The organism is Bacillus velezensis (assembly GCF_001461825.1).
In the GTDB taxonomy this organism is placed as follows: domain Bacteria; phylum Bacillota; class Bacilli; order Bacillales; family Bacillaceae; genus Bacillus; species Bacillus velezensis.
Genome location: NZ_LLZC01000019.1, coordinates 826,344 through 848,923, shown reverse-complemented (window position 1 = coordinate 848,923; position 22,580 = coordinate 826,344). Strand labels below are relative to the sequence as shown.

The 22,580-nt window shown below is 47.9% G+C and carries 21 protein-coding genes; 16 read left to right on the top strand and 5 right to left on the bottom strand.

Annotation, left to right across the window (positions count from 1 at the left end; translation table 11 throughout):
• Positions 1–184: 184 nt before the first annotated feature.
• Both AR442_RS14785 and AR442_RS14780 read left to right on the top strand, forming a co-directional pair.
• Positions 185–2,239: a bifunctional metallophosphatase/5'-nucleotidase gene (locus tag AR442_RS14785; RefSeq protein ID WP_053285077.1), complete on the top strand. Its 2,055-nt coding sequence runs from the start codon at positions 185–187 to the stop codon at positions 2,237–2,239.
• On the top strand, positions 2,236–2,832 hold the full coding sequence (locus AR442_RS14780) for a class D sortase (protein ID WP_032871062.1): 597 nt from the start codon (positions 2,236–2,238) through the stop codon (positions 2,830–2,832). The genes AR442_RS14785 and AR442_RS14780 overlap by 4 nt, the downstream gene beginning before the upstream one ends.
• Here the strand turns inward: AR442_RS14780 and AR442_RS14775 are convergent.
• Entirely contained in the window at positions 2,829–3,737 is a 909-nt protein-coding gene (locus AR442_RS14775) for an RluA family pseudouridine synthase (RefSeq protein ID WP_014417281.1), read from the bottom strand. The genes AR442_RS14780 and AR442_RS14775 overlap by 4 nt on opposite strands.
• Positions 3,738–3,846: 109 nt before the next feature.
• Between AR442_RS14775 and AR442_RS14770 the strand changes: the two genes are divergently transcribed.
• From AR442_RS14770 to AR442_RS14710, 13 genes are all read left to right on the top strand, one after another.
• Entirely contained in the window at positions 3,847–4,242 is a 396-nt protein-coding gene (locus AR442_RS14770; RefSeq protein ID WP_007408448.1) for a DUF5365 family protein, read from the top strand.
• Positions 4,243–4,372: 130 nt separating this feature from the next.
• The gene (locus tag AR442_RS14765; protein ID WP_007408449.1) at positions 4,373–4,795 is read left to right on the top strand and encodes a CBS domain-containing protein; all 423 of its coding nucleotides are present in this window, start codon (positions 4,373–4,375) and stop codon (positions 4,793–4,795) included.
• A gap of 127 nt (positions 4,796–4,922) precedes the next feature.
• Complete coding sequence (locus AR442_RS14760) at positions 4,923–5,612, top strand: HAD family hydrolase (RefSeq protein WP_003155347.1); 690 nt, start codon at positions 4,923–4,925, stop codon at positions 5,610–5,612.
• Positions 5,605–7,143: a bifunctional GNAT family N-acetyltransferase/carbon-nitrogen hydrolase family protein gene (locus tag AR442_RS14755; RefSeq protein ID WP_022553620.1), complete on the top strand. Its 1,539-nt coding sequence runs from the start codon at positions 5,605–5,607 to the stop codon at positions 7,141–7,143. The genes AR442_RS14760 and AR442_RS14755 overlap by 8 nt, the downstream gene beginning before the upstream one ends.
• 242 nt (positions 7,144–7,385) lie before the next feature.
• Complete coding sequence (locus tag AR442_RS14750; protein ID WP_101560375.1) at positions 7,386–8,750, top strand: aspartate aminotransferase family protein; 1,365 nt, start codon at positions 7,386–7,388, stop codon at positions 8,748–8,750.
• Positions 8,751–8,753: 3 nt separating this feature from the next.
• Positions 8,754–9,329, top strand: coding sequence for a glycerol-3-phosphate responsive antiterminator (locus AR442_RS14745; protein ID WP_007610287.1), 576 nt, complete (start codon positions 8,754–8,756; stop codon positions 9,327–9,329).
• Positions 9,330–9,501: 172 nt separating this feature from the next.
• On the top strand, positions 9,502–10,329 hold the full coding sequence (locus AR442_RS14740; protein ID WP_021494903.1) for an MIP/aquaporin family protein: 828 nt from the start codon (positions 9,502–9,504) through the stop codon (positions 10,327–10,329).
• Positions 10,330–10,345: 16 nt separating this feature from the next.
• Entirely contained in the window at positions 10,346–11,836 is a 1,491-nt protein-coding gene (glpK, locus tag AR442_RS14735; protein WP_007610291.1) for a glycerol kinase GlpK, read from the top strand.
• Positions 11,837–11,974: 138 nt separating this feature from the next.
• A complete protein-coding gene (gene glpD / locus AR442_RS14730; RefSeq protein ID WP_014417285.1) occupies positions 11,975–13,642 on the top strand; it encodes a glycerol-3-phosphate dehydrogenase in 1,668 nt (555 codons plus the stop codon).
• A gap of 139 nt (positions 13,643–13,781) precedes the next feature.
• Positions 13,782–15,524 (top strand): phospho-sugar mutase, encoded by a 1,743-nt coding sequence (locus tag AR442_RS14725; RefSeq protein WP_053285075.1) that lies wholly within the window; start codon positions 13,782–13,784, stop codon positions 15,522–15,524.
• Positions 15,525–15,669: 145 nt separating this feature from the next.
• Complete coding sequence (locus AR442_RS14720) at positions 15,670–16,806, top strand: GAF domain-containing sensor histidine kinase (RefSeq protein WP_053285074.1); 1,137 nt, start codon at positions 15,670–15,672, stop codon at positions 16,804–16,806.
• Positions 16,806–17,453, top strand: coding sequence for a response regulator (locus AR442_RS14715; RefSeq protein WP_053285073.1), 648 nt, complete (start codon positions 16,806–16,808; stop codon positions 17,451–17,453). The genes AR442_RS14720 and AR442_RS14715 overlap by 1 nt, the downstream gene beginning before the upstream one ends.
• A complete protein-coding gene (locus AR442_RS14710; protein ID WP_014417289.1) occupies positions 17,450–17,974 on the top strand; it encodes an NADPH-dependent FMN reductase in 525 nt (174 codons plus the stop codon). Before AR442_RS14715 ends, AR442_RS14710 begins: the two co-directional genes overlap by 4 nt.
• A 13-nt stretch (positions 17,975–17,987) precedes the next feature.
• Here AR442_RS14710 and AR442_RS14705 read toward each other — a convergent pair whose 3' ends face one another.
• Entirely contained in the window at positions 17,988–18,230 is a 243-nt protein-coding gene (locus tag AR442_RS14705) for a YhdB family protein (protein ID WP_003155335.1), read from the bottom strand.
• Positions 18,231–18,420: 190 nt separating this feature from the next.
• On the opposite strand from AR442_RS14705, the gene AR442_RS14700 reads away from it, so the two are divergent.
• Entirely contained in the window at positions 18,421–18,744 is a 324-nt protein-coding gene (locus AR442_RS14700; protein ID WP_003155332.1) for a DUF3889 domain-containing protein, read from the top strand.
• A gap of 44 nt (positions 18,745–18,788) precedes the next feature.
• Here the strand turns inward: AR442_RS14700 and lytF are convergent, their stop codons facing one another.
• The 3 genes from lytF to AR442_RS14685 form a co-directional block, all read right to left on the bottom strand.
• Complete coding sequence (gene lytF, locus AR442_RS14695) at positions 18,789–20,243, bottom strand: peptidoglycan endopeptidase LytF (protein ID WP_014417290.1); 1,455 nt, start codon at positions 20,241–20,243, stop codon at positions 18,789–18,791.
• 178 nt (positions 20,244–20,421) lie between these two features.
• Positions 20,422–20,856 carry a nitric oxide-sensing transcriptional repressor NsrR gene (gene nsrR, locus AR442_RS14690; RefSeq protein ID WP_007610306.1) on the bottom strand — a complete coding sequence of 145 codons (435 nt, stop codon included), beginning with the start codon at positions 20,854–20,856 and terminating at the stop codon, positions 20,422–20,424.
• 133 nt (positions 20,857–20,989) lie between these two features.
• Positions 20,990–22,504 (bottom strand): mechanosensitive ion channel, encoded by a 1,515-nt coding sequence (locus AR442_RS14685; protein WP_014417291.1) that lies wholly within the window; start codon positions 22,502–22,504, stop codon positions 20,990–20,992.
• Positions 22,505–22,580: the final 76 nt, after the last annotated feature.

Sequence of the window (22,580 nt, the reverse complement as noted above, 5' to 3'; positions counted from 1 at the left end):
TCCTCCTTCATGTCAAATCATCATTAAGATGTGAAAAAAGCCGATCCGTTATACATCAAGACCTATTTCGTTACGTGGGGATTATTTACTATTTTGCGCCAGTGAAGACAATCTTTACAAAAAAGTGATGTGATTTTTAAGAAAATAAGCTAACGTATTTCTTAGAAGACAGGGGGAGAAATGAATGAAGAAAAAAAGGGGTATGCGTCTTTCGTGCTGTTTGCTGACGGTTTGTTTTATGATGTTCAGCGTGAAAGATGCGGAAGCAATCGGACAAGCCGGATCACTGAATGAAGCTGGAACGGATAAAGCGTATAAAGAACGGCAGACTGAAGACTCGGGCCGTGTCCCGCTCAGAATCATCAGCATGAATGATCTGCACGGAAAAATTGATCAGCAATATGAGCTTGACCTTAACGGAGATGGTAAAACGGATGGCACTTTCGGGCGGATGGACTACGCCGCAGCGTACATTAAAAAGGCGAAAGCCGAGAAAGAACACGCCTTTGTCGTGCATGCGGGCGATATGATCGGGGGCAGCTCTCCCGTGTCAGCCCTTTTTCAGGATGAACCGACAGTAGAATTGATGGAAGACATCGGTTTTGATGTCGGAACTGTCGGCAATCACGAATTCGATGAAGGAACGGATGAGCTTAAACGGATCATCAATGGAGGAGATCATCCGGACGGTAAGGGGACAAGCGGTTATGACGGCCAAAATTTCCCGCTCGTCTGCGCCAACTGTAAACTGAAGTCAGGGGAGCCCTTTCTGCCGCCGTATGAAATTAAATACGTTTCCGGAATTCCGATCGCATTTATCGGGGTTGTAACCAGATCGGCGGCAGGCATGGTCATCCCGGACGGAATTAAAAATATTACGTTTACGGATGAGGTAAAGGCCGTCAATGACGCTGCCGCTGACTTGAAGAAAAAAGGAATTAAAGCAATCGCCGTGCTCGCCCATATGTCTGCTGAACAAAATGGCTCAGCCATCACGGGAGAATCCGCAAAGCTTGCAAGCGGAACAGACTCAGAGATTGATGTGATTTTCGCCGCGCACAATCATAAAGTCGTAAACGGAGAAATCGACGGCAAGCTGATCGTGCAGGCATTTGAATACGGAAAAGCAATCGGAATCGCCGATCTTGAACTTGATAAAGAGTCGAAGGATATCGTGAAAAAATCAGCGGAAATCCAATATATCGATCAAAGTAAAATCAAGCCTGACCCGGCTGCGGCAGGCATATTAAGCAAATATGAAGAGAAAGTGAAACCGATTATCAGCGAAACGATCGGGGAAGCGGCCCATGATATAACGGGCGGGTATTCAAATGACGGCGACACGGCGCTCGGAAATCTGATTGCCGACGGTATGAAAGCGAAGATGAAATCCGATTTTGCGCTTATGAATGGGGGAGGCATCCGGGACGGCATAAAAAAAGGGCCGATCACATGGGGAGACCTTTATAATGTACAGCCGTTCGGCAATGTGCTGACGAAGCTTGAAATCAAAGGAAAAGATTTGCGGGAGATTATTAATGCGCAAATTTCTCCGGTGTACGGTCCGGATTACAGCATCAGCGGATTTACCTATACATGGAACCCGGAAACCGGACAAGCGGTGGATATGAAAATGGCGGACGGGACAGACATACAGCCCGAAAAAGGATATACAGTAACAGTCAATCAATTTATGGCGACGGCGGCGGGGGCAAAATACGGTCCGATCGGGAAACTCGGCAAGAATCCGGTGACGGGGCCTGAGGATTTGGAAGCGACAGTAGACTATGTCAAAAGCTTTTCCGCGCCGATTTCTTATCAAACCGACGGCCGCATCCGCACGGCACCAGCCGCCGAAACACCTGATGATACCGGCAATCAGCCGGGAAGCGGGGAAACACCGGGCGGCACCAGGCCTGATAAAGGAGAAAAACCTCAAGCGGAAAAACCCGCTAAAAAACCGGATGCAGCAGAACAGCCTGATCAAACCAAAAAACCTAAACGTCCTGTCGCAGAAGAAACAGCATCTGATACAGTGCAGTCAATTCCTGAATCCCGTCCGGCGTCTGCCGCAAATTCGGAACAAAGCACAAAACAGACTGAAAGCGGCACACAAAAAGGCCGCCTTTTGCCTGATACTTCAGCGGGCAGCCATCAGACGGCATTGGCCGGCCTGGTGATCACGGGTGCCGGTGTATATTGGCTTTTCAGAAAGAAAAGGGGAATCCGCACACGATGAACAAACTGAAACATATTCCGCTTCTCGTCATCATCGCCGGTATCATCATCACATGTTACGGAAGCTGGAAGATCATTGATTCACATATGAAAACGAACCAATCGCTTGAAGAAGCAAAAAAAGCAACAGAACCTGTCTTGGAAAAGAACGAAACAAAAAGCGCCGTGCTGGCACAGCGCAAAAAAGAATTTCACCCCGAAACGGGTGAGGCAAGCGGCATTTTAGAAATCCCTGAAATCGACGCTGAGCTCCCGATCGTCGAAGGGACTGACGCAGATGATTTAGCAAAAGGCGTCGGACATTATAAGGACAGCTATTATCCGGGCGATCACGGCCAAATTGTGTTATCCGGCCACAGGGACACGGTGTTCCGCCGGACCGGCGAACTGAAAAAAGGAGACAGACTGAACGTGATTTTGTCTTACGGCACGTTTTCTTATAAAATCAGCCGTACAAAAATCGTCAGCCGGGATGATACATCTGTCATCACCCTTCAGCACAAGCGGGAGGAACTGATCCTGACCACTTGCTATCCGTTTTCTTACATTGGAAATGCGCCGAAACGATATATTATATATGCCGACCCGGTTTAAGAAAAATACGTTTCGGTAAAATGAGCCAGATCAGCCGGCATCGGCGCCTCGGCAACGATTTCTTCTCCTGAGATCGGATGGACGACACTGACTTTTTTGGCGTGAAGCGCCTGCCTGTGAAACAGCGTCCTGCTTCCGCCGTACAGGTCATCGCCCGCCAACGGATGGCCGATGCTTGCCATATGCACCCTGATTTGATGTGTTCTCCCGGTTTCCAGTTCAAGCTCTGCCAATGTAAGCTGCGCACCGGGATGATAGCCTTTCACTTTGTAATGGGTGACGGCGGCTTGTCCGCCGGGTGAGACGCGCCGTCTGACGGAATGTGACCTGTCGCGGCCGATCGGCGAGTCAACCGTGCCTTTTTTCGGCGTGATTTTTCCTTCCGCCGCGGCGATATAGGTGCGTTTTAATGTTTTGGTTTCGAGCTGACGGTCAAGGATTGCATGGGCCAGGCGGTGTTTCGCGAAAACGACCGCGCCTGACGTGTCACGGTCAAGACGGTGAACGTGGCGCACTTTCGCCTGCTCGCCGTTGATTTGAAAATGGTAAGCGATCAGGTTGCTGAGGGTGCCGGTCTGACCCTCTTCATTTGGATGAGTCGGCATTCCCGCCGGCTTATTTGCAATCAGCATATGATTGTCCTCAAATAAAATGTCCGGCTCTCCGTATTCCGGAGTCACCGAAGAACCCGTTTTTTCCTGAAGATCAATGAATAAGCGATCTCCGGTCTTCAGTATGATATTGTTTTTCGGGGATGTCCGATTCACCTGAATGCTTTCTTGGTTCATCCATTCCGTAATTACGGGTTTTGACGCCTGGAATTCAGATTTCAGGACTGAAAACAGCCATTGTCCGGCGTGCTTTTCCGTAATCAGGAGTTCCAGACCGCGGTCATTTTGTTTCATATCATAAAGCTCCTTTTCAAGCGGAAAGCGGCTGTTTCAATAGGAAACACTTACCTTAGCTTTCGCGTTTTTTTCTATGCTATTCTTGATAAAGATTAAGGATATTCACATGGCAAGAAAGGTGATTGATGTGAGAATTGTGAACGCAGCGACTGACGGACAAGAAAGCGCGATACAAGAGCTTTCCTCTGAATTGTTTCAAAATGTCTTTCCTCTTTATTTCTCCGAACTGGAAATTCAGCGCTTTAAAAAAAGGGGCGTATTATCATTACAAAACCAACGTTACCAAGGAACTTTAAAAGAAGCGTTTCAAATTATGGCTTGTCTGCAAACGGTACATATCATGCTGTCAAAGCCGCACCCGGTATATGACGTCAAAGAGCGGGCGCTGTTTGATAAAAATTGCGCTTTGCTGAATGAATGCGGAATGAATTTTCCCTTTACCTATGATGATTTCGAGACAGGGGCCGGATCAGAAGCCTGCGGTCACAGAAGGCTGATCTGACGGGTATAAAGAGCCTTTTAACAGGCTCTTTTTTGCTTCCTTGACATGATACCACAATTTCTTTCCTCTAACTCCCTTTATAATGAGACAAATCCCCGAGCATAATAAATGTCGAAAGGGGTGCTTTACAATGAGTTCAATCAAACAATCAATGACTACCCACGTGGCTACCGTTTCTCCCAATCAAACGATTCAGGAAGCGGCTGCGCTGATGCACCAGCATAATGTCGGAGCAATTCCCGTCGTTGACGGAGGGGAATTAAAAGGAATGCTGACAGACCGTGATATCGCATTGAGAACAACGGCTCAAGGCCGCGACGGCCAAACACCTGTTTCACACGTGATGTCTTCTGCAGTTGTATCCGGAAACCCGGAAATGAGTCTTGAAGAGGCGTCACATCTGATGGCCCAACACCAAATCCGCCGCCTTCCCATTGTCGATCAAAATCATCTGGTCGGGATCGTTGCGCTTGGAGACTTAGCGGTCGATCAGCGTTCAAATGAGTCTGCGGGAGCAGCTCTTTCCAATATTTCCAGTCAAAACACACAGTAACGGATGAAGAGAGCTTGCACTCATGCAGGCTCTTCTTTCCGTCAGAATGTTACATTTTGAACGCGAAAGAAATTCACGGTATAGTGTATACATAGGTCAGTACGTTTAGCTAAAGGAGCTGTAACCATTGATAAAAGCATTAATCTTTGATTTTGACGGGTTAATTTTAGATACAGAAACCCATGAATATGAAGTGCTGCAGGAAATGTTTGAAGAACACGGTTCAACATTGCCTTTATCCGTCTGGGGAAAGGTGATCGGAACGGCCGCGGGGTTTAAGCCATTCGCATATTTAGAGGAGCAGCTGGGAAGAAAGCTCGATCATGATGAACTGACGGCGATCAGGCGCGGGCGCTTCGAACAGCGGATGAAGACGGAAACGGCGCGTCCCGGGGTGGAGGCTTATTTAGCCGCGGCAAAAGAATTAGGATTGAAGGTGGGGCTCGCTTCCAGCTCAGATTTTAAATGGGTGTCGGGCCATCTGAAGGAATTAGGCCTGTTTGATGAATTTGAAGTGATTCAGACGGCTGACGACGTAGAAGAAGTGAAGCCGAATCCGGAACTCTATCTGAAAGCTGCGGAACATTTAGGCGTTGAACCATCTGAATGTCTGGCCTTTGAGGATTCGGTCAACGGCTCAATCGCAGCCAAACGCGCCGGAATGAAATGTGTCATCGTCCCGAATAAGGTAACAAGCGCCCTGTTATTTGAAGAATACGATCACAGACTGGAATCGATGGCGGAAATGGAACTTGAATTACTCTTACAGCGATTGAACGATCAAAACGAACCGGCAGGGGGAAGCAGCATTGTCTGAGAAACTTGATCTGACCCGTTTTGAAAAGAAAATGGTCATACGGAATATGGAAGAGAAAGATATCAACAAAATTATTGAGCTGCAAAAGGATTGTTTTCCGGGGATGGAGCCGTGGGAGCCTGAACATTTACTCAGCCATCTCGCGCACTTTCCGGAAGGTCAGTTTTGCGCCGAGTATGAAGGGGAAATTATCGGTTCATGCTCAAGCCTGATCATCAATTTCGATGAATATGATGACCGCCACACGTGGCAGGACATTACAGACGATGGTTATATCACGAACCACAACCCGGACGGATTGAATCTGTACGGGATTGAGGTAATGGTTCACCCGGAATACAGACGGATGAAAATCGGACACCGGCTGTATGAGGCGAGAAAAGACTTGGCGAGACGATTGAATCTGAAAAGCATCATTATCGGCGGGCGGATTCCGAATTATCATAAGTATGCGGAAGAAATGACGGCGAGAGCCTATGTCGAACAGGTGACACGCCATCAGATTTATGATCCGGTGCTTTCTTTCCAGCTGATGAACGGATTTACGCTCATGCGGATCAATCCGAATTATCTCCCGGATGACACCGCGTCCATTAAATATGCGACATTAATGCAATGGAACAATGTCGATTACCTGCCGCAGTCGAAGCGCTATTACAAATCGGCATTTCCGGTGCGCATTTGCGTCATTCAATATGAAATGAAAAAGATTTACTCCTTCGAGGAATTTGCCAATCAGGTTGAATATTATGTCGATGTGGCTTCCGATGCGAGATCTGATTTCGCGGTGTTCCCGGAGATTTTCACGACGCAGCTCATGTCATTTCTCGAGGAGCGTTCGCCGAGTCTGGCCATTCAGAGGATTACCGAATATACCGAGGACTATATCAGCCTCTTTACAGATCTCGCGGTGAAATATAATGTCAACATCATCGGCGGCTCCCACTTCGTTGAAGAAGAGGGGAAAATTTATAACATCGCCTACTTATTCAGACGTGACGGCACGATTGAAAAACAATATAAGCTTCACATTACGCCGAATGAGCGGAAATGGTGGGGCATCAGCGCCGGAGACAGGGTGCGCGTATTTGATACGGACTGCGGAAAGATCGCCATTCAGATCTGTTACGATATCGAATTTCCGGAGCTTGCGAGAATTGCCGCGGATCAAGGAGCGAAAATTATCTTTACGCCGTTCTGCACTGAAGACCGCCAAGGCTACTTGCGCGTAAGATACTGCTCTCAGGCGAGAGCGGTTGAAAACCAAATTTACACCGTCATCTCAGGTACGGTCGGAAACCTTCCGCAAACAGAAAATATGGATATTCAATACGCGCAGTCAGCCATTTTTGCTCCGTCTGATTTTGAATTTGCCAGAGATGGAATCGTCGGTGAAACGAATCCGAATATCGAAATGGTCGTGATCGGGGACGTGGACCTTGAAATCTTAAGAAGGCAGCGTGAAAACGGAACCGTGCGCCAGCTGAAAGACCGGCGCAAAGACATTTACCGGATTACGCATCTTAAATAAAAAACGCCCGCTCCGCTTAAGGGGCGGGTTTTTTTATAAAAACACTTGCGCCGGCCCCGGTTTCGGGATATGCTCTTGTAGCTCTTTCGCTTTCTGGGAGAAAGCGTTTTTTTAATTGCCGCCGCTTTATTGACTCGCCCATGCCGCGCCTTTATATTCTTATTAAGAGGAAAACTTCACCAAGAGAATCGGCGTCAGAAGCCGGGCAGCTTTCGATACAGTGCAATGATATTGAAAGGGAGATGAGCGGTGTGGAACATGTACAAAAAAATCAGTCACTCAAACAAAAGGATAAAGAGCTGATTTGGCACGCGATGAAAGGGGCGGAGCCGGATGACAGCATAATCGTTCAAAAAGGGGAAGGCGCCTGGGTTACGGATATTGACGGCAGACGGTATTTGGACGGCATGTCAGGCCTGTGGTGCGTCAATATCGGATACGGGAGAAAGGAGCTTGCCGATGCGGCTTACAGCCAATTGAAGGAGCTTCCTTATTATCCGCTGACCCAAAGCCATCAACCCGCGATTGAGCTTGCGGAAAAACTGAATGAATGGCTCGGCGGCGATTATGTAATCTTCTTTTCCAACAGCGGATCGGAAGCAAATGAAACCGCGTTCAAAATTGCCCGCCAATACCACATTGAAAACGGCGATCACAGCCGCTTCAAATTCATCTCCCGGTACAGAGGCTATCACGGCAATACGATGGGGGCGCTCGCCGCTACCGGCCAGGCGCAGAGAAAATATAAATATGAGCCGCTCTCACAAGGGTTTTTGCATGCGGCGCCGCCTGATCTTTATCGGAATCCCGGCGATGCCGTCACATTGGAAAGCGCGCATGAAATCGACCGGATCATGACGTGGGAGTTAAGCGAAACGATTGCCGGCGTTATTATGGAACCGATTATTACAGGCGGAGGGATACTGATGCCTCCGGACGGGTATATGGCAAAGGTAGAGGACATTTGCCGCCGCCACGGCGCGCTTCTGATCAGTGATGAAGTCATTTGCGGTTTCGGCCGCACGGGAGAGCCGTTCGGATTTCAGCATTACGGCGTTTCACCGGACATCGTCACAATGGCAAAAGGCATTACGAGCGCTTACCTGCCGCTGTCGGCAACGGCAGTAAAACGGGAGATTTTTGAGGCGTATTCGGGCGGTGAGCCGTACGGCCGCTTCCGGCACGTGAATACATTCGGAGGCAATCCGGCAGCCTGCGCCCTGGCCTTGAAAAACCTGCAATTGATGGAGGACGAAAATCTGATCGCCCGCTCCCGGGAGCTTGGAGAAAGGCTGCTCCGTGAGCTTGAGCCGCTCAGAGAACATCCGGCGGTCGGAGATGTACGGGGCAAGGGCCTTCTTGCCGGCATTGAGCTCGTCAAGGACAAAGTCACGAAGGAACCCGCTGATGCCGCCCTTGTGCAGCACATCATCACCGCCTGCAGAGAAAAAGGCCTGCTTGTCGGGAAAAATGGCGATACTGTAGCGGGATATAATAATGTCATTCAGCTGTCTCCGCCTTTTTGCCTGTCGGACGAGGAGCTCTCTTTCATCATTTCGACCGTCAAGGAAAGCGTGCTGAGCATTGATTTTAATGTAAAGGAGTAAAACATGAGTTTTCACAACCAGCAGATTCTACCGGCAATCCGGAACATGAAGCAATTCGATGCATTTTTAGAAAGTCCGTTCTTATACGGCGTCATTTTAGATATCCACCTCGGTCAATTAAAAGGTGTCGTGAATGAAGCGAAAAAACACGGAAAACTTCTGATGGTTCACGTCGATTTAATTCACGGCATTAAGCATGACGAATACGGTGCGGAGTTTATTTGTCAGGATATCCGGCCCGCGGGCATCATTTCGACGAGATCATCAGTCATCGTCAAAGCGAAACAAAAGAAAATATACGCGATCCAGCGTCTGTTTCTCTTGGATACGAGCGCCATGGAGAAAAGCATGGAATTCGTCGGAAAGCATAAGCCTGACTTTATCGAGGTTCTCCCGGGCATCGTTCCGACTTTAATCAGAGAAATTAAAGAAATGACGGGGATTCCGATTTTTGCCGGCGGCTTCATCCGCACGGAGCAGGACGTTGAAAACGCCTTGCAGGCAGGAGCCACGGCCGTGACGACTTCAGACACCGAACTATGGGCTAAATATGAACATTCTATGACAAAAAAAGATTGACACCGCTTACACCCATTGTTACAATAGACCTAGGTTAATACTATGTGATGGAGACCCGGAGACCCACAACAGCTCTTTACGGAAGCAATAAAGCGTAAAGCGGTTTGTTGTGGGTTTTTTATTCTCTATAACTCTGTCAAACCTGCTATTTTGTCATTTAGGAGGAATGATGATGACAGCATTTTGGGGAGAAGTAATCGGTACAATGCTGCTTGTTATTTTCGGCGGCGGCGTTTGTGCGGGAGTCAATTTAAAGAAATCGCTTTCATACCAATCCGGATGGATTGTTATTGTATTCGGCTGGGGATTGGGAGTAGCCATGGCGGCATATGCCGTCGGCAGCATCAGCGGCGCCCACTTGAATCCGGCTTTAACGATAGGCCTTGCGCTTGAAGGCAGCTTTCCTTGGAAAGAGGTCCCTGTTTATATTGCGGGGCAGATGATCGGAGCAATGATCGGTGCGGTTGTTGTGTACCTTCATTATCTGCCGCATTGGAAGGCGACGGATGATCCGGCCGCTAAACTGGGCGTTTTCTCGACCGGCCCGAGTATTCCTCATACATTTGGGAATATGATAAGTGAAGTCATTGGTACGTTTGTGCTTGTGCTCGGCATTTTGGCAATCGGAGCGAATGAATTCACAAAAGGGCTGAACCCGCTGATTGTCGGATTCCTCATCGTTGCCATCGGGATTTCTCTTGGAGGGACGACCGGATATGCGATCAACCCTGCGCGGGATTTGGGGCCGAGAATCGCTCACGCCTTTCTGCCGATTCCGAAAAAAGGGCCGTCAAATTGGAAATATGCCTGGATTCCCGTAGTCGGTCCGATCATGGGCGGTGCGTTCGGCGGCGTATTTTACAATGCCGCGTTTAAAGGAAATGTGACACCTAGCTTTTGGTTTGTAAGCGTTATAATGGTTGTAGTGCTTTTCATACTCTATATTTATACCAAGAAATCTCAATCAAGGAAAATATTATCAAATTCTGAATATATTTAAAAAGGAGAGCGGCATCATGGAGACCTATATTTTATCAATTGACCAAGGCACAACAAGTTCAAGAGCGATTCTTTTTAATAAAGAAGGAAAAATCGTGCATTCCGCTCAAAAGGAATTCACACAGCATTTCCCTCAGCCGGGCTGGGTGGAGCACAATGCGAACGAAATCTGGGGATCGGTGCTCGCCGTTATCGCGACTGTGATCTCCGAGTCCGGAATCAGCGCTGATCAAATTGCCGGCATCGGCATCACGAACCAAAGGGAAACGACGGTCGTATGGGATAAAGATACCGGAAAGCCGGTATACAATGCGATTGTGTGGCAATCGAGACAAACATCCGGCATTTGCGAAGAGCTTCGTGAAAAAGGATATAATGATACATTCAGAGAAAAAACGGGACTTTTGATCGACCCTTATTTCTCAGGAACGAAAGTCAAATGGATTCTTGACAATGTAGAAGGCGCGCGGGAAAAAGCGGAAAACGGAAATCTTCTGTTCGGAACGATTGATTCATGGCTCATCTGGAAAATGTCCGGAGGGGCGGCGCACGTAACGGATTATTCCAACGCTTCAAGAACGCTGATGTTTAATATTCATGAATTAAAATGGGATGACGAGCTGCTTGATATTTTAGGCGTGCCGAAATCAATGCTGCCGGAAGTGAAACCGTCTTCTCATGTGTACGCGAAAACGGTTGATTATCATTTCTTCGGTAAAAACATTCCGATTGCGGGAGCGGCCGGAGACCAGCAGTCTGCGCTGTTCGGCCAGGCGTGCTTTGAAGAAGGCATGGGGAAAAACACATACGGCACAGGCTGCTTTATGCTGATGAATACCGGAGAAAAAGCCATCACTTCTGATCACGGCCTTCTGACGACAATTGCCTGGGGATTAGACGGAAAAGTCGAGTATGCACTGGAAGGAAGCATCTTTGTCGCAGGTTCTGCCATCCAATGGCTGAGAGACGGCATGCGGATGTTCCAGGATTCAAAAGAAAGCGAGACATACGCAGAGCGTGTGGATTCCGCTGACGGTGTTTATGTCGTGCCCGCTTTCGTCGGATTAGGCACACCGTACTGGGACAGTGACGTGCGCGGCTCAGTTTTCGGCCTGACACGCGGAACGACGAAGGAGCATTTTATCCGGGCTACGCTTGAATCTCTCGCTTATCAGGCGAAAGATGTGCTTGATGCCATGGAGGCTGATTCAGGCATCTCTTTAAAAACATTGCGTGTAGACGGCGGAGCGGTAAAAAATAACTTCCTCATGCAGTTCCAAAGCGACTTGCTTGATGTGCCGGTCGAACGTCCGGAAATTAATGAAACGACGGCGCTCGGTGCCGCGTATTTGGCCGGAATCGCTGTCGGATACTGGAAGGACAGCACTGAAATCGCCGATCAGTGGAACCTTGATAAGCAATTCAAACCGGAAATGGAAGATGAAAAGCGCGATGAATTGTACGGCGGATGGAAAAAAGCAGTAAATGCAGCTATGGCTTTTAAATAAGATAAAAATGTGGTATACTGAAAACAAGTTAATAGGAACGGTCCTGAGATGAGGAGAGACCACAGCACCAAAGTGATGACATGCGCTTTGGCTGTTGTGGTCTCTTTTTCTATACCGTGACAACAAGGAGGAAACGTAATGATGAATCACCAATTTTCAAGTTTGGAACGGGATCATATGCTGGAAGACATGACTAAAAAAACATACGATCTGTTTATTATAGGCGGAGGTATTACGGGTGCCGGTACGGCGCTTGACGCAGCTTCAAGGGGAATGAAAGTCGCTTTGAGCGAAATGCAGGATTTCGCGGCCGGCACATCAAGCCGATCCACAAAGCTTGTCCACGGCGGTTTGCGTTATCTGAAGCAATTTGAAGTCAAAATGGTTGCAGAAGTCGGTAAGGAACGTGCCATCGTGTACGAAAACGGCCCGCACGTCACGACGCCGGAATGGATGCTGCTGCCGTTTCATAAAGGCGGCACGTTCGGTTCATTCTCTACTTCCATCGGCCTGCGTGTGTATGACTATTTAGCGGGAGTAAAAAAATCAGAGCGCAGAAGCATGCTGTCTGCTAAAGAAACGCTGCAAAAAGAGCCGCTCGTCAAAAAAGACGGCTTAAAAGGCGGAGGCTATTATGTAGAGTACCGGACGGACGATGCGAGACTGACGATTGAAGTCATGAAAGAAGCCGTTAAATTCGGTGCGGAGCCTGTCAACTACTCTAAAGTGAAAGAACTGCTTTATGAAAAAGGAAAAGTTGTCGGCGTTTTAATTGAAGATCTGCTGTCAGGCAAGGAATACAAAGTTTACGCCAAAAAAATCGTCAATGCGACAGGTCCGTGGGTCGACGAGCTGAGAGAAAAAGACCACAGTAAAAGCGGAAAACATCTTCAGCACACAAAAGGGGTCCATCTCGTATTCGACCAATCCGTATTCCCGCTTAAACAGGCGGTATACTTTGATACGCCGGACGGCCGGATGGTGTTCGCCATTCCGCGTGAAGGAAAAACATACGTGGGTACGACCGATACGGTTTACAAACAAAAACTTGAGCATCCGCGCATGACGGTGCAGGATCGCGATTATGTCGTCAGCTCCATCAATTATATGTTCCCGGAACTGAACATTACGGCGGACGATATTGAATCAAGCTGGGCCGGCCTCAGACCGCTTATTCACGAAGAAGGGAAAGACCCGTCTGAGATCTCCCGTAAAGATGAAATCTGGACATCTCAATCAGGCCTGATTACGATCGCCGGAGGAAAACTGACGGGCTACCGTAAAATGGCTGAGCACATTGTCGATCTTGTCCGCGACCGCTTGAAAGAAGAGGGCGGCCAGGACTTCGGCGGCTGCAAGACGAAGACGATGCCGATTTCCGGCGGACATGTCGGCGGCTCTAAAAACTTCGAGTCATTTGTGGAAGCAAAGACAAAAGACGGCTTGAAAATCGGTTTATCACAGGAAACCGCTAAGCAGTTAGCCATCAGATACGGCTCTAACGTTGAAAATGTATTCAGCCGGATTGAAGGTCTGAAAGACGAAGCGGAAAAACGCCAGATTCCGGTTCACATTCTGGCTGAAGCGGCTTACAGCATCGAAGAAGAAATGGCTGCGACACCTGCCGATTTCTTCGTCCGCAGAACGGGAAGACTGTTCTTCGACATCAAATGGGTGCAAACGTATAAAACGGCCGTGATTGATTACATGAGCGACCGATTCCAATGGAATGACGCAACGAAAGAAAAACACACTGAGTGGTTAAATACGCTGCTGCACGACGCGGTTGTTCCGCTCGAACAATAATAACCGGAGGGCTGTGCCGAAAAGGCATGAGCCCTTCTTTTACCTTCTTACATAAAGCATTTGGTTAGGTTATCAAGTGACACGGGCAGCCGATTCATATTAAAATATGGTCATAAGCTGAAATTATAGGAGGACGAACATGAGTTGGAGTAAGAGCTACGAACGCTGGAATCAGGCCGAACAATTAGATTCAGAATTGAAAAAATTATTGGCGGACGCAGAAGGAAACGAGCAGCTGCTGGAAGATTTTTTCTACAAAAATCTTGAGTTCGGAACAGGAGGCATGAGAGGAGAAATCGGGCCGGGTACGAACAGGATGAATATTTACACGGTCCGCAAAGCATCCGCCGGACTTGCGGCGTATATCGAAAAACAGGGAGAAGACGCGAAAAAAAGAGGGGTTGCGATCGCATACGACTCCCGTCATAAATCTCCTGAGTTTGCGATGGAAGCTGCAAAAACCCTTGCTTCCCAAGGCATTCAAACATACGTATTTGATGAGCTCCGCCCGACGCCTGAGCTGTCTTTTGCGGTGAGAAAGCTGAACGCTTATGCCGGTATCGTCGTGACGGCCAGCCATAACCCGCCTGAATATAACGGATATAAAGTGTATGGCGATGACGGCGCACAGCTGCCGCCGAAAGAAGCGGACATCGTCATTGCGGAAGTGAATGCCATAGAAAATGAATTAACGATTCAAGTTGAAGATGAACAGTCGCTGAAAGAAAAAGGTTTGATTAAAATAATCGGTGAAGAAATTGATAAACCGTATACTGAAAAACTGACTTCCATCTCCGTACATCCCGAGCTTTCGGATGAAGTGGATGTCAGCGTCGTGTTCACTCCGCTGCACGGCACGGCAAATAAACCGGTACGCCGCGGTCTTGAAGCACTCGGTTACAAAAACGTCACCGTCGTAAAGGAGCAAGAGCTGCCGGACCCGGATTTTTCAACCGTCAAATCGCCGAATCCGGAAGAGCACGCGGCATTCGAATATGCCATTAAACTCGGAGAAGAACAAAATGCCGATATTCTCGTCGCTACGGACCCGGATGCCGACCGTCTCGGCATTGCCGTAAAAAACAGCGAAGGCAAGTACACAGTGCTGACGGGAAATCAGACAGGCGCGCTTTTATTGCATTACCTGCTTTCCGAGAAGAAAAAACAGGGCACCCTTCCTGAAAACGGTGTCGTCATGAAAACGATTGTCACGAGCGAATTGGGCCGCGCTGTCGCTTCATCGTTCGGGTTAGATACGATTGACACGCTGACAGGCTTCAAATTTATCGGTGAAAAGATCAAAGAATATGAAAAATCAGGCCAATACACGTTCCAGTTCGGGTATGAAGAAAGCTACGGCTACTTAATCGGCGATTTCGCGCGTGACAAAGACGCGATCCAGGCTGCGCTGTTAGCCGTCGAGGTATGCGCCTTTTATAAAAAGCAGGGCATGTCGCTTTATGACGCGCTGCTGTCCATTTTTAAAGAATACGGTTATTATCGTGAAGGCTTGAAGTCATTGACGTTAAAAGGAAAACAGGGAGCAGAGCAGATTTCCGCTATCCTGACTTCCTTCCGAAACGATCCGCCGAAGCAGATGGCCGGAAAACAAATCACGCAGGCTGAAGACTATTCAACGGGAAAACGGACTGTATTTGCTGATCATCATGAAGAAGATATTGATCTGCCGAAGTCAAATGTCCTGAAATATTTCCTTGAAGACGGCTCTTGGTTCTGCCTTCGTCCATCAGGAACGGAGCCGAAAGTGAAGTTCTATTTCGCCGTGAAGGGAACTTCTTTACAAGACAGCGAACAGCGTCTTGCCGCATTATCTGAAGCCGTCATGAAAACGGTGGATGGCATAGTGGAAAATACGAAATAAACAACAAACCGCCGGAAGCGACATCCGGCGGTTTTTTTATACGTCTCATCCGAAAGTATGAGGAAAATTCATGCTGAAAACAAAGGAATATACAGAAAAGAATTGATATAATATGGATAATTCTGATTGGCCGGAGTGAGGGAAATTGACGAAAACGACGGTAGAAACGTTAAAAACGTTAAAAGCGATTGCGGAAACCTTAAACCAAAGCCACGATTTAAAGGAAGCGCTTAATAAAGTGCTCCGCGAACTGCTCAGCCTGACCGGTCTGCAGACAGGGTGGATTTTTCTGATTGAGCCGGACGGGTCTTATACGCTCGCCGCATCCGTTTATTTACCGCCGGCTCTCGGTCAGCGGGAAAATGCACTCATGTGCAGCGGGGAATGCTATTGTCTGACCAAATTCAGCAATGGCGGATTGACAAAAGCCGTAAACATAATGAATTGTAAACGGATTGAATTTGCGGAACAGACGACGAACTGCCGCGATACGGAGGGCATTACCCATCATGCGACCGTACCGCTTGAGGACGGCGGCCGGAAGTTCGGTTTATTAAACGTCGCCGCAAGTGAAAAGACATTTTTCAACGAAGAAGAACTGCATCTGCTTGAAGCGGTTGCATTTCAAATCGGAACGGCGATTCAGCGGATGAAATTGGCCGAATTTGAGCAGCAGAACGCCCTGTTGATGGAACGAAGCAGACTTGCGCAAGAGCTGCATGATTCCGTCAATCAGATGCTGTTTTCTGTCAGTTTAACAGCAAAAGCCGCAAAGAGCTTTACAGATGATGATCGGCTCCGGCAGATGATTACGTTTATTCAAGAGCTGTCTCAGGATGCGCTAACAGAAATGAGGGCGCTTATTTGGCAGCTGAAGCCGGAAAGTTTGACGAAAGGGCTGTATGCGTCGATCAAAAGCTATGCCGCTCTCATCGGCCTGGAAGCCGTTTGTGAAATGGAGGATGAGCTGGAGCTTACGGATGAACAGGAACACGCGCTTTGGCGGATCGCCCAGGAAGCCTTGAATAACTGTAAAAAGCATGCGGGAACGGACCGGGTTATCATTTCCGCCGTTAAAAAGCCGGATTACGCTGAGCTTCACATCAGCGACCGTGGAGCGGGCTTCAGCGCTGATGCGCACGCTGTGCTCCCATCGCTCGGCGTGGCCGGCATGAAAGCGCGGGCTGAAGCAATCGGCGGCCGCTTTACACTGCAATCCGAGCTTGGCGCCGGAACGATTGTCTCCGTTCGGCTTCCGTTTCGGGACAGGAGGTCTGATTGATGAAAATTGTGATTGCTGATGATCATCACGTTGTCCGCAAAGGACTGCGCTATTTCTTCGCCACTCAGGAAGACATTGAAGTTGCCGGTGAGGCATCCACCGGTGCTGAAGCGCTTCAGCAAGCTGAAAAGACGGAGCCGGACATCATTCTGATGGATTTATCAATGCCTGATATGGACGGCATAGAAGCGGCAAAAATTGCGGCTGAACGATTTCCGGACATCAGTATCGTCGTTTTGACGAGCTATTCTGATCAGGAGCATGTCATTCCCGCCCTTAAAGCCGGCGCAAAAGCATATCAGCTGAAAGACGCCCAGCCCGATGATTTAGTGAAAACGCTCCGGGAAGTGTATTCCGGACGTTACCGGCTGTCGGCGGATATTGTGCCTCACGTGCTGACCCATATGGTTCAGGATGATCAGGATAAGGAAAAATATTATCAGCTGACCCCCCGTGAAAAAGATGTTCTTCAAGAAATATCCAAAGGGAAAAGCAATAAGGAAATTGCGGCGGCACTGTGTATTTCCGAAAAAACAGTGAAGACCCACGTATCTAACCTGCTCTCAAAGCTGAATCTTTCCGATCGGACGCAGGCGGCATTGTATGCGGTAAAATATAATGTTTTTGGAAAGGCGGTAAAATTATGAGCATATTAGTGATCAGCGGAACACCGAGAAAAAACGGGCGGACTAGAATTGCCGCTTCTTATATCAGAGATCGGTTTCATACCGATTTTATTGATTTGAGCGAAAGTGAACTGCCGCTTTATAACGGTGAAGAAGAACAGAACGAGCTGCCTTCAGTGCAAGAGTTAAGGCGGCAGGTGAAAAAGTCGGCGGCCGTCGTCTTATTATCTCCCGAGTATCACAGCGGCATGAGCGGCGCTTTAAAAAACGCCATCGATTTTTTAAGCAGCGATCACTGGGCATACAAACCGGTGGCAATCATTGCCGCGGCGGGCGGAGGAAAAGGAGGCATGAACGCGCTGGCGAATATGCGGACGGTCATGCGGGGCGTCTATGCAAATGTCATCCCGAAACAGCTGGTCTTAGACCCGATTCACATCGACATGGAGCGCCGGACCGTATCTGAGGATATGGCGGTCAGCCTGAAAGACATGATTGAAGAGCTGAATATGTTCACAAACACAGGAAATCCCGGCGTCTGACGCCGGGATTGTTTTATGTCAGCATGGCTAATTGATCTTCATAAGCGAGCTCTGTCGCATGATCAATATACCCGAGAAGGGAATACAGCTCTTTTTCAAGCACCGCATGATCATATTCGAAATGATACGCGTGCAGAAAGTGCTCAATACGCTTTGATAATAAATCATCTTTTGTACGAACCATCAAAATTAATAAATTGTCCCATTGAGACCGGTGTGTGTAATACAAGGCTTTGTCATAATCGGCATGATCCATCTTACGCTTCTCCTTTCAATGAGAAGTTCTCCGTTAGTTTATGCCGTCGAAGCCCGGATGCAACGGGGGAAAAGTTGGTGTCCTTATCACATCGGCATAGCAATATGAGGGAGACATAAAATAAAACCGCATATCCGTCTCTTCTTTGGACACGCTAAGATTGACAAAAACGACTCAGGAGAACATAAAGATGAAATCTCTTCCATTTGCGCTTGCCCTCTTGTTTTGCGGCATTCTCATTGCCTCGATCGCTGAAAAAGGGCATACAGAACACCTCGATCCGTCAGTTGAAAAATGGGAGCAGCTCGCATGGAACCAGCTTGAACGTGAATACAAGGGGGCCGAGCTTACCGATTATTCGTACATGGGCCGTACAAAAGTGAACCGGGAACAGACGAAAGATGTGTTTCGCGTAACGGTGCAAACAGCAAAAGAAACGTTTTCATCCCGTGCTGAAGTGTATTTCCACCCCGTAACAAAACACGTGATCAGCATTAATATTTTCAGACTATAAAAAAAGCTGCACAGCCTAATTGAGGCCGTACAGCTTGTCAGATATCAGAAGAAGCGTTTTGCGCCGAGGTAGCGCTGTTTCCAATAGGAATTGTTCATGCTGGAAATAACGACACCCGAATCGTTGGCATTAATAAACTGGCCGTTCCCGAGATAAATACCGACGTGGGAAGGTCCGGCTTTATAAGTTGAGAAAAAGACAAAGTCACCGACCGCCGGCTGGCTGACTGATGTCATCGTATTCCAGTAGCCTGCGGCTGAAAGTCTGGATACAGAAGTGACCTTATTGAGAACGTAATAAATGAAACCGCTGCAGTCAAAGCCTCTCGGCGTTGTCCCGCCCCATACATACGGTACGCCCAGTTGAGCTTTTGCGGCATCGATCATTACATTAATCTTCGCACTTGTTGAACCTGTGCCGCCTGTGTTGCCGGACTGATTCGGTGTCGTGTTTGTCTGCTGCCCGGTAATCGTCAGCTTTTGTCCGATTTGAAGAACATCTGTTTTCAGATTGTTTTTCTCGCGGATCTGCTGGGCGGTCACATTGAACTTTTGGGCGATCACCCATAAAGAATCCCCGCTTTTCACGGTATATGTAGTGGTTTTCCCTGTATCTCCGGACTGGTTCGGAGTTGACGGTGAAGTCGAAGAGCCGGAAGATGACGTTTTGGTCAGCTTAAGCACTTGTCCGACCCGCAGCATGTCTGACGTCAGTTTGTTGATGCTTCTGATTTGCTGAACCGTCATATTGTATGCGTTTGCGATTTTCCAGAGCGAGTCTCCGCTTTTTACTGTATAAGAGGACGTTTGCGTCTGGTTTTTATTTTGGTTTGAATTGTCTTTTGACGGCGTGTTTCCCGAAGAAGACGTTCCTTTTGTTTTCAGGACTTGGTTTACGTAGATCGTATCCGTTTTTAAGTTGTTTAATACTTTGAGTTCCGCAATGGTCATATTGACGCTGTTTGCGATCTTCCATAGGGAATCGCCGAGTTTTACTTTATACGTCCCGGAAGATGATGACTGATTTTTGCTGCTGTTTGAGCTGCTGCCAGGAGCGGTTTTTTTCTGATCGGTGCTTGAGGAAACTTTCCCCGTCACTTGCAGCTTCTGTCCGGCGCGGATTAAGTCGCTTGTCAGACCGTTCAATTTTTTCAGTTCCTGTACGGACATTTTAAAATCAGATGCGATCAGCCACAGCGAGTCGCCGCTTTTCACTGTATAAACGCTTTTAGTCGTGCCGCTGTTCTTTGAAGATGGCTTTTTGCTGCCGGAATCTGATTTGCCGTTAGGAATGTTGAGCGTCTGCCCGATAGAAAGAACGGTGGATTTTAGATGATTCGCTGATGTAATGGCATCCACGCTTGTATTGTAGTTTTGGGCAAGCTTCCATAATGAATCTCCGCTTTTAACCTTAATCGTTTGTGCTTCTGCCGGTGTTACAGCTAACGCAGACCCGACGATCGCAGATGCAGTCAAACCGACCGCTACCTTTTTTTTCATAATGAATCTCCCTTTTCCTGCGATGATTTTACTATCCCCATTCGTTGCAGCCGCAAGGTGAGGATATCAGTAATGATAATCTTTATATCGGCACTTGTCTGCAATCGTTTATCATATTAATAGAAATAGTCCTTTTTTCTTATGCCGGCATAAAAAAAGAAGGAATGCGGACATTCCTTCAGCTTCTGAGCAGTCTCATAATCTCCTCTTTGTTTTTGACCAGATCCCTTAACGTATATTTGTCTAAAACGGCCAGGTAAGCTTGCAGGGCTTCATTCAGAAGGTTCTTTAAGTTGCAGGCGGGAGATATGATACAGAGATTTTTTTTGGAGTCAAAGCATTCTACGATGTTAAAGTCGTCTTCTGTATTTCGAACGACTTCTCCAATGTTTATGTCTTCCGGTGTCATTCCTAATCGGATTCCGCCTCCCCGGCCCCGGATCGTTTCGACATATCCGAGCTGTCCGAGGCGGTAAATGACTTTCATGAGGTGGTTTTTAGAGATGGAATAAGTATCTGCGATTTCTTTTATGTTGGAAAGTTCGTCGGAATGTCTGGAAGCCAAAAAAATCAAAACGCGTAAAGAATAATCAGTATAGTTCGTTAATTTCATAGAATGACCTCGAAAAAAGAGATTTTGCTTCTGTTACAGTCTATCATATATGAATCTAAAATGAAAAAAAAGGAATTTGTCCCTTTAACTCAAAAAAAAAACGTGCGCTCCTTCTGAGCACACGTTTTTTTCGTTAAGACATCGGCGGCTTACGATCGTCAGCCGATTGATGTTTTTCAATTTTGCGATCCAATTTTGCGAGATAACGGGAGGCGAATTCTTTTCCGCCAAGACCGAATGAAAGTCCGAAGGCAAGCGCGAAACCGCCCAGAATCAGAATAAACGCGGCATTTACGATCGTGTCGGCGACACCGAGCTGATCCAGCGCCATAAAGATTGAAAGAGTGATAATGGTATATTTCGCAAGCGGCGCCAGGAATCTGAATTCCTTTCCGCTCAGCATGCCGGCAAGCAGCCTGCTGACGAGCTGTCCGGCCAAAAGCCCGATTCCGAGAATAAATACAGCGGCCAGAACATTAGGCAGGTAAGCGATAATACCTGTTGCGATAACGACGAGAAATTCAAGATGGACAAGCTGCAGCGCCTCTGCCGTAAAGAGCAGGACGATGATGATCTGAACAATCATGCCGACCGTCTGAGAAAGCGTCAGCTTCGGGGTACCCGCCTGTTCAAAGCCCATTTTACCGAGAAGAGAGTCGAAACCGGCCCGGTGCAAGAGCCCGGATACAATGCTGTTGACCCATTTTCCGATCCAGATGCCGGCGATGATCAGCACAATACCGATGATGATATTAGGGAGCATTGTGAAGACCGTGTGCAGCATGGCTGACGCCGGTTCAGAAATACCCGCGACATCAAGCCGGTCAAGCGCAGAGATGATCACCGGAATGAAAATCAGCACGTAGACAATCGTTCCGATGATTGCCGACAGGCTTGTATCCTTCAGATAAATAGAAAGCCCCATACGTGCGGCAAGCCTTTCCGTGCCGATACTCGCCAGAAAGTTTGTGACGATATCACGGACGAGACGGGCAACAAGCCAGCCGATTAAAACAATCAGCGCCGCGGCGAATAATTTCGGTATAAAGGACAAAACGCTTTGGATCATATTTGTAAACGGCCCTGATACTCCGCTGATTTGGAGAGCGGCCAAGACGCCGGGCAGGAACAAGAGCAAGACGAAGTAAAAAACGATTCGTGAAGCGGCCGTAACGGATCTGCTCATTTCCGCTTCTTCAGACACCATTGTCCATTTTCTGAGCCGGCCGTTTTCAGCGAGTTTCATGCCCGCTTTTTTGACGAGATAGCTGAAAAGCGAAGCGGCCGCCCAGCCCAACAGCAGAATCAGGCCGGCTTTTAAAATGCTCGGCACAGCCGCCGTTATCGCTGACAGCATGCTGACAAAAGGCGAAGCCACGGTTGTCAGATGCAGAATGTTAAAGAATAGAATAAAAACGATGATTAATGCGATAAAATAAATGACTTTACTGATGACTTTTTCTGAGGAATAGCGCGCCGGCTTTTTTTCGGCGAACAGCCTGTCGTCGATTTTTGTTTTTTGCAGGCCTTTGTATACGGCTTTTTCAATGATTTTGGCAATGCCCCAGCCGATAAGCAGGACGAGCAGTGCAATGATCAGATTCGGGAGTTTGCTGAGATACGTCGTAAGCATGTCTGCTGTATTCAAGTAGAATCGCTCCTTTTCTTTTTGGGTATGGTGTGTGTTTTACCCACTTACATATAAAGCAAACGGGGCGGATGTG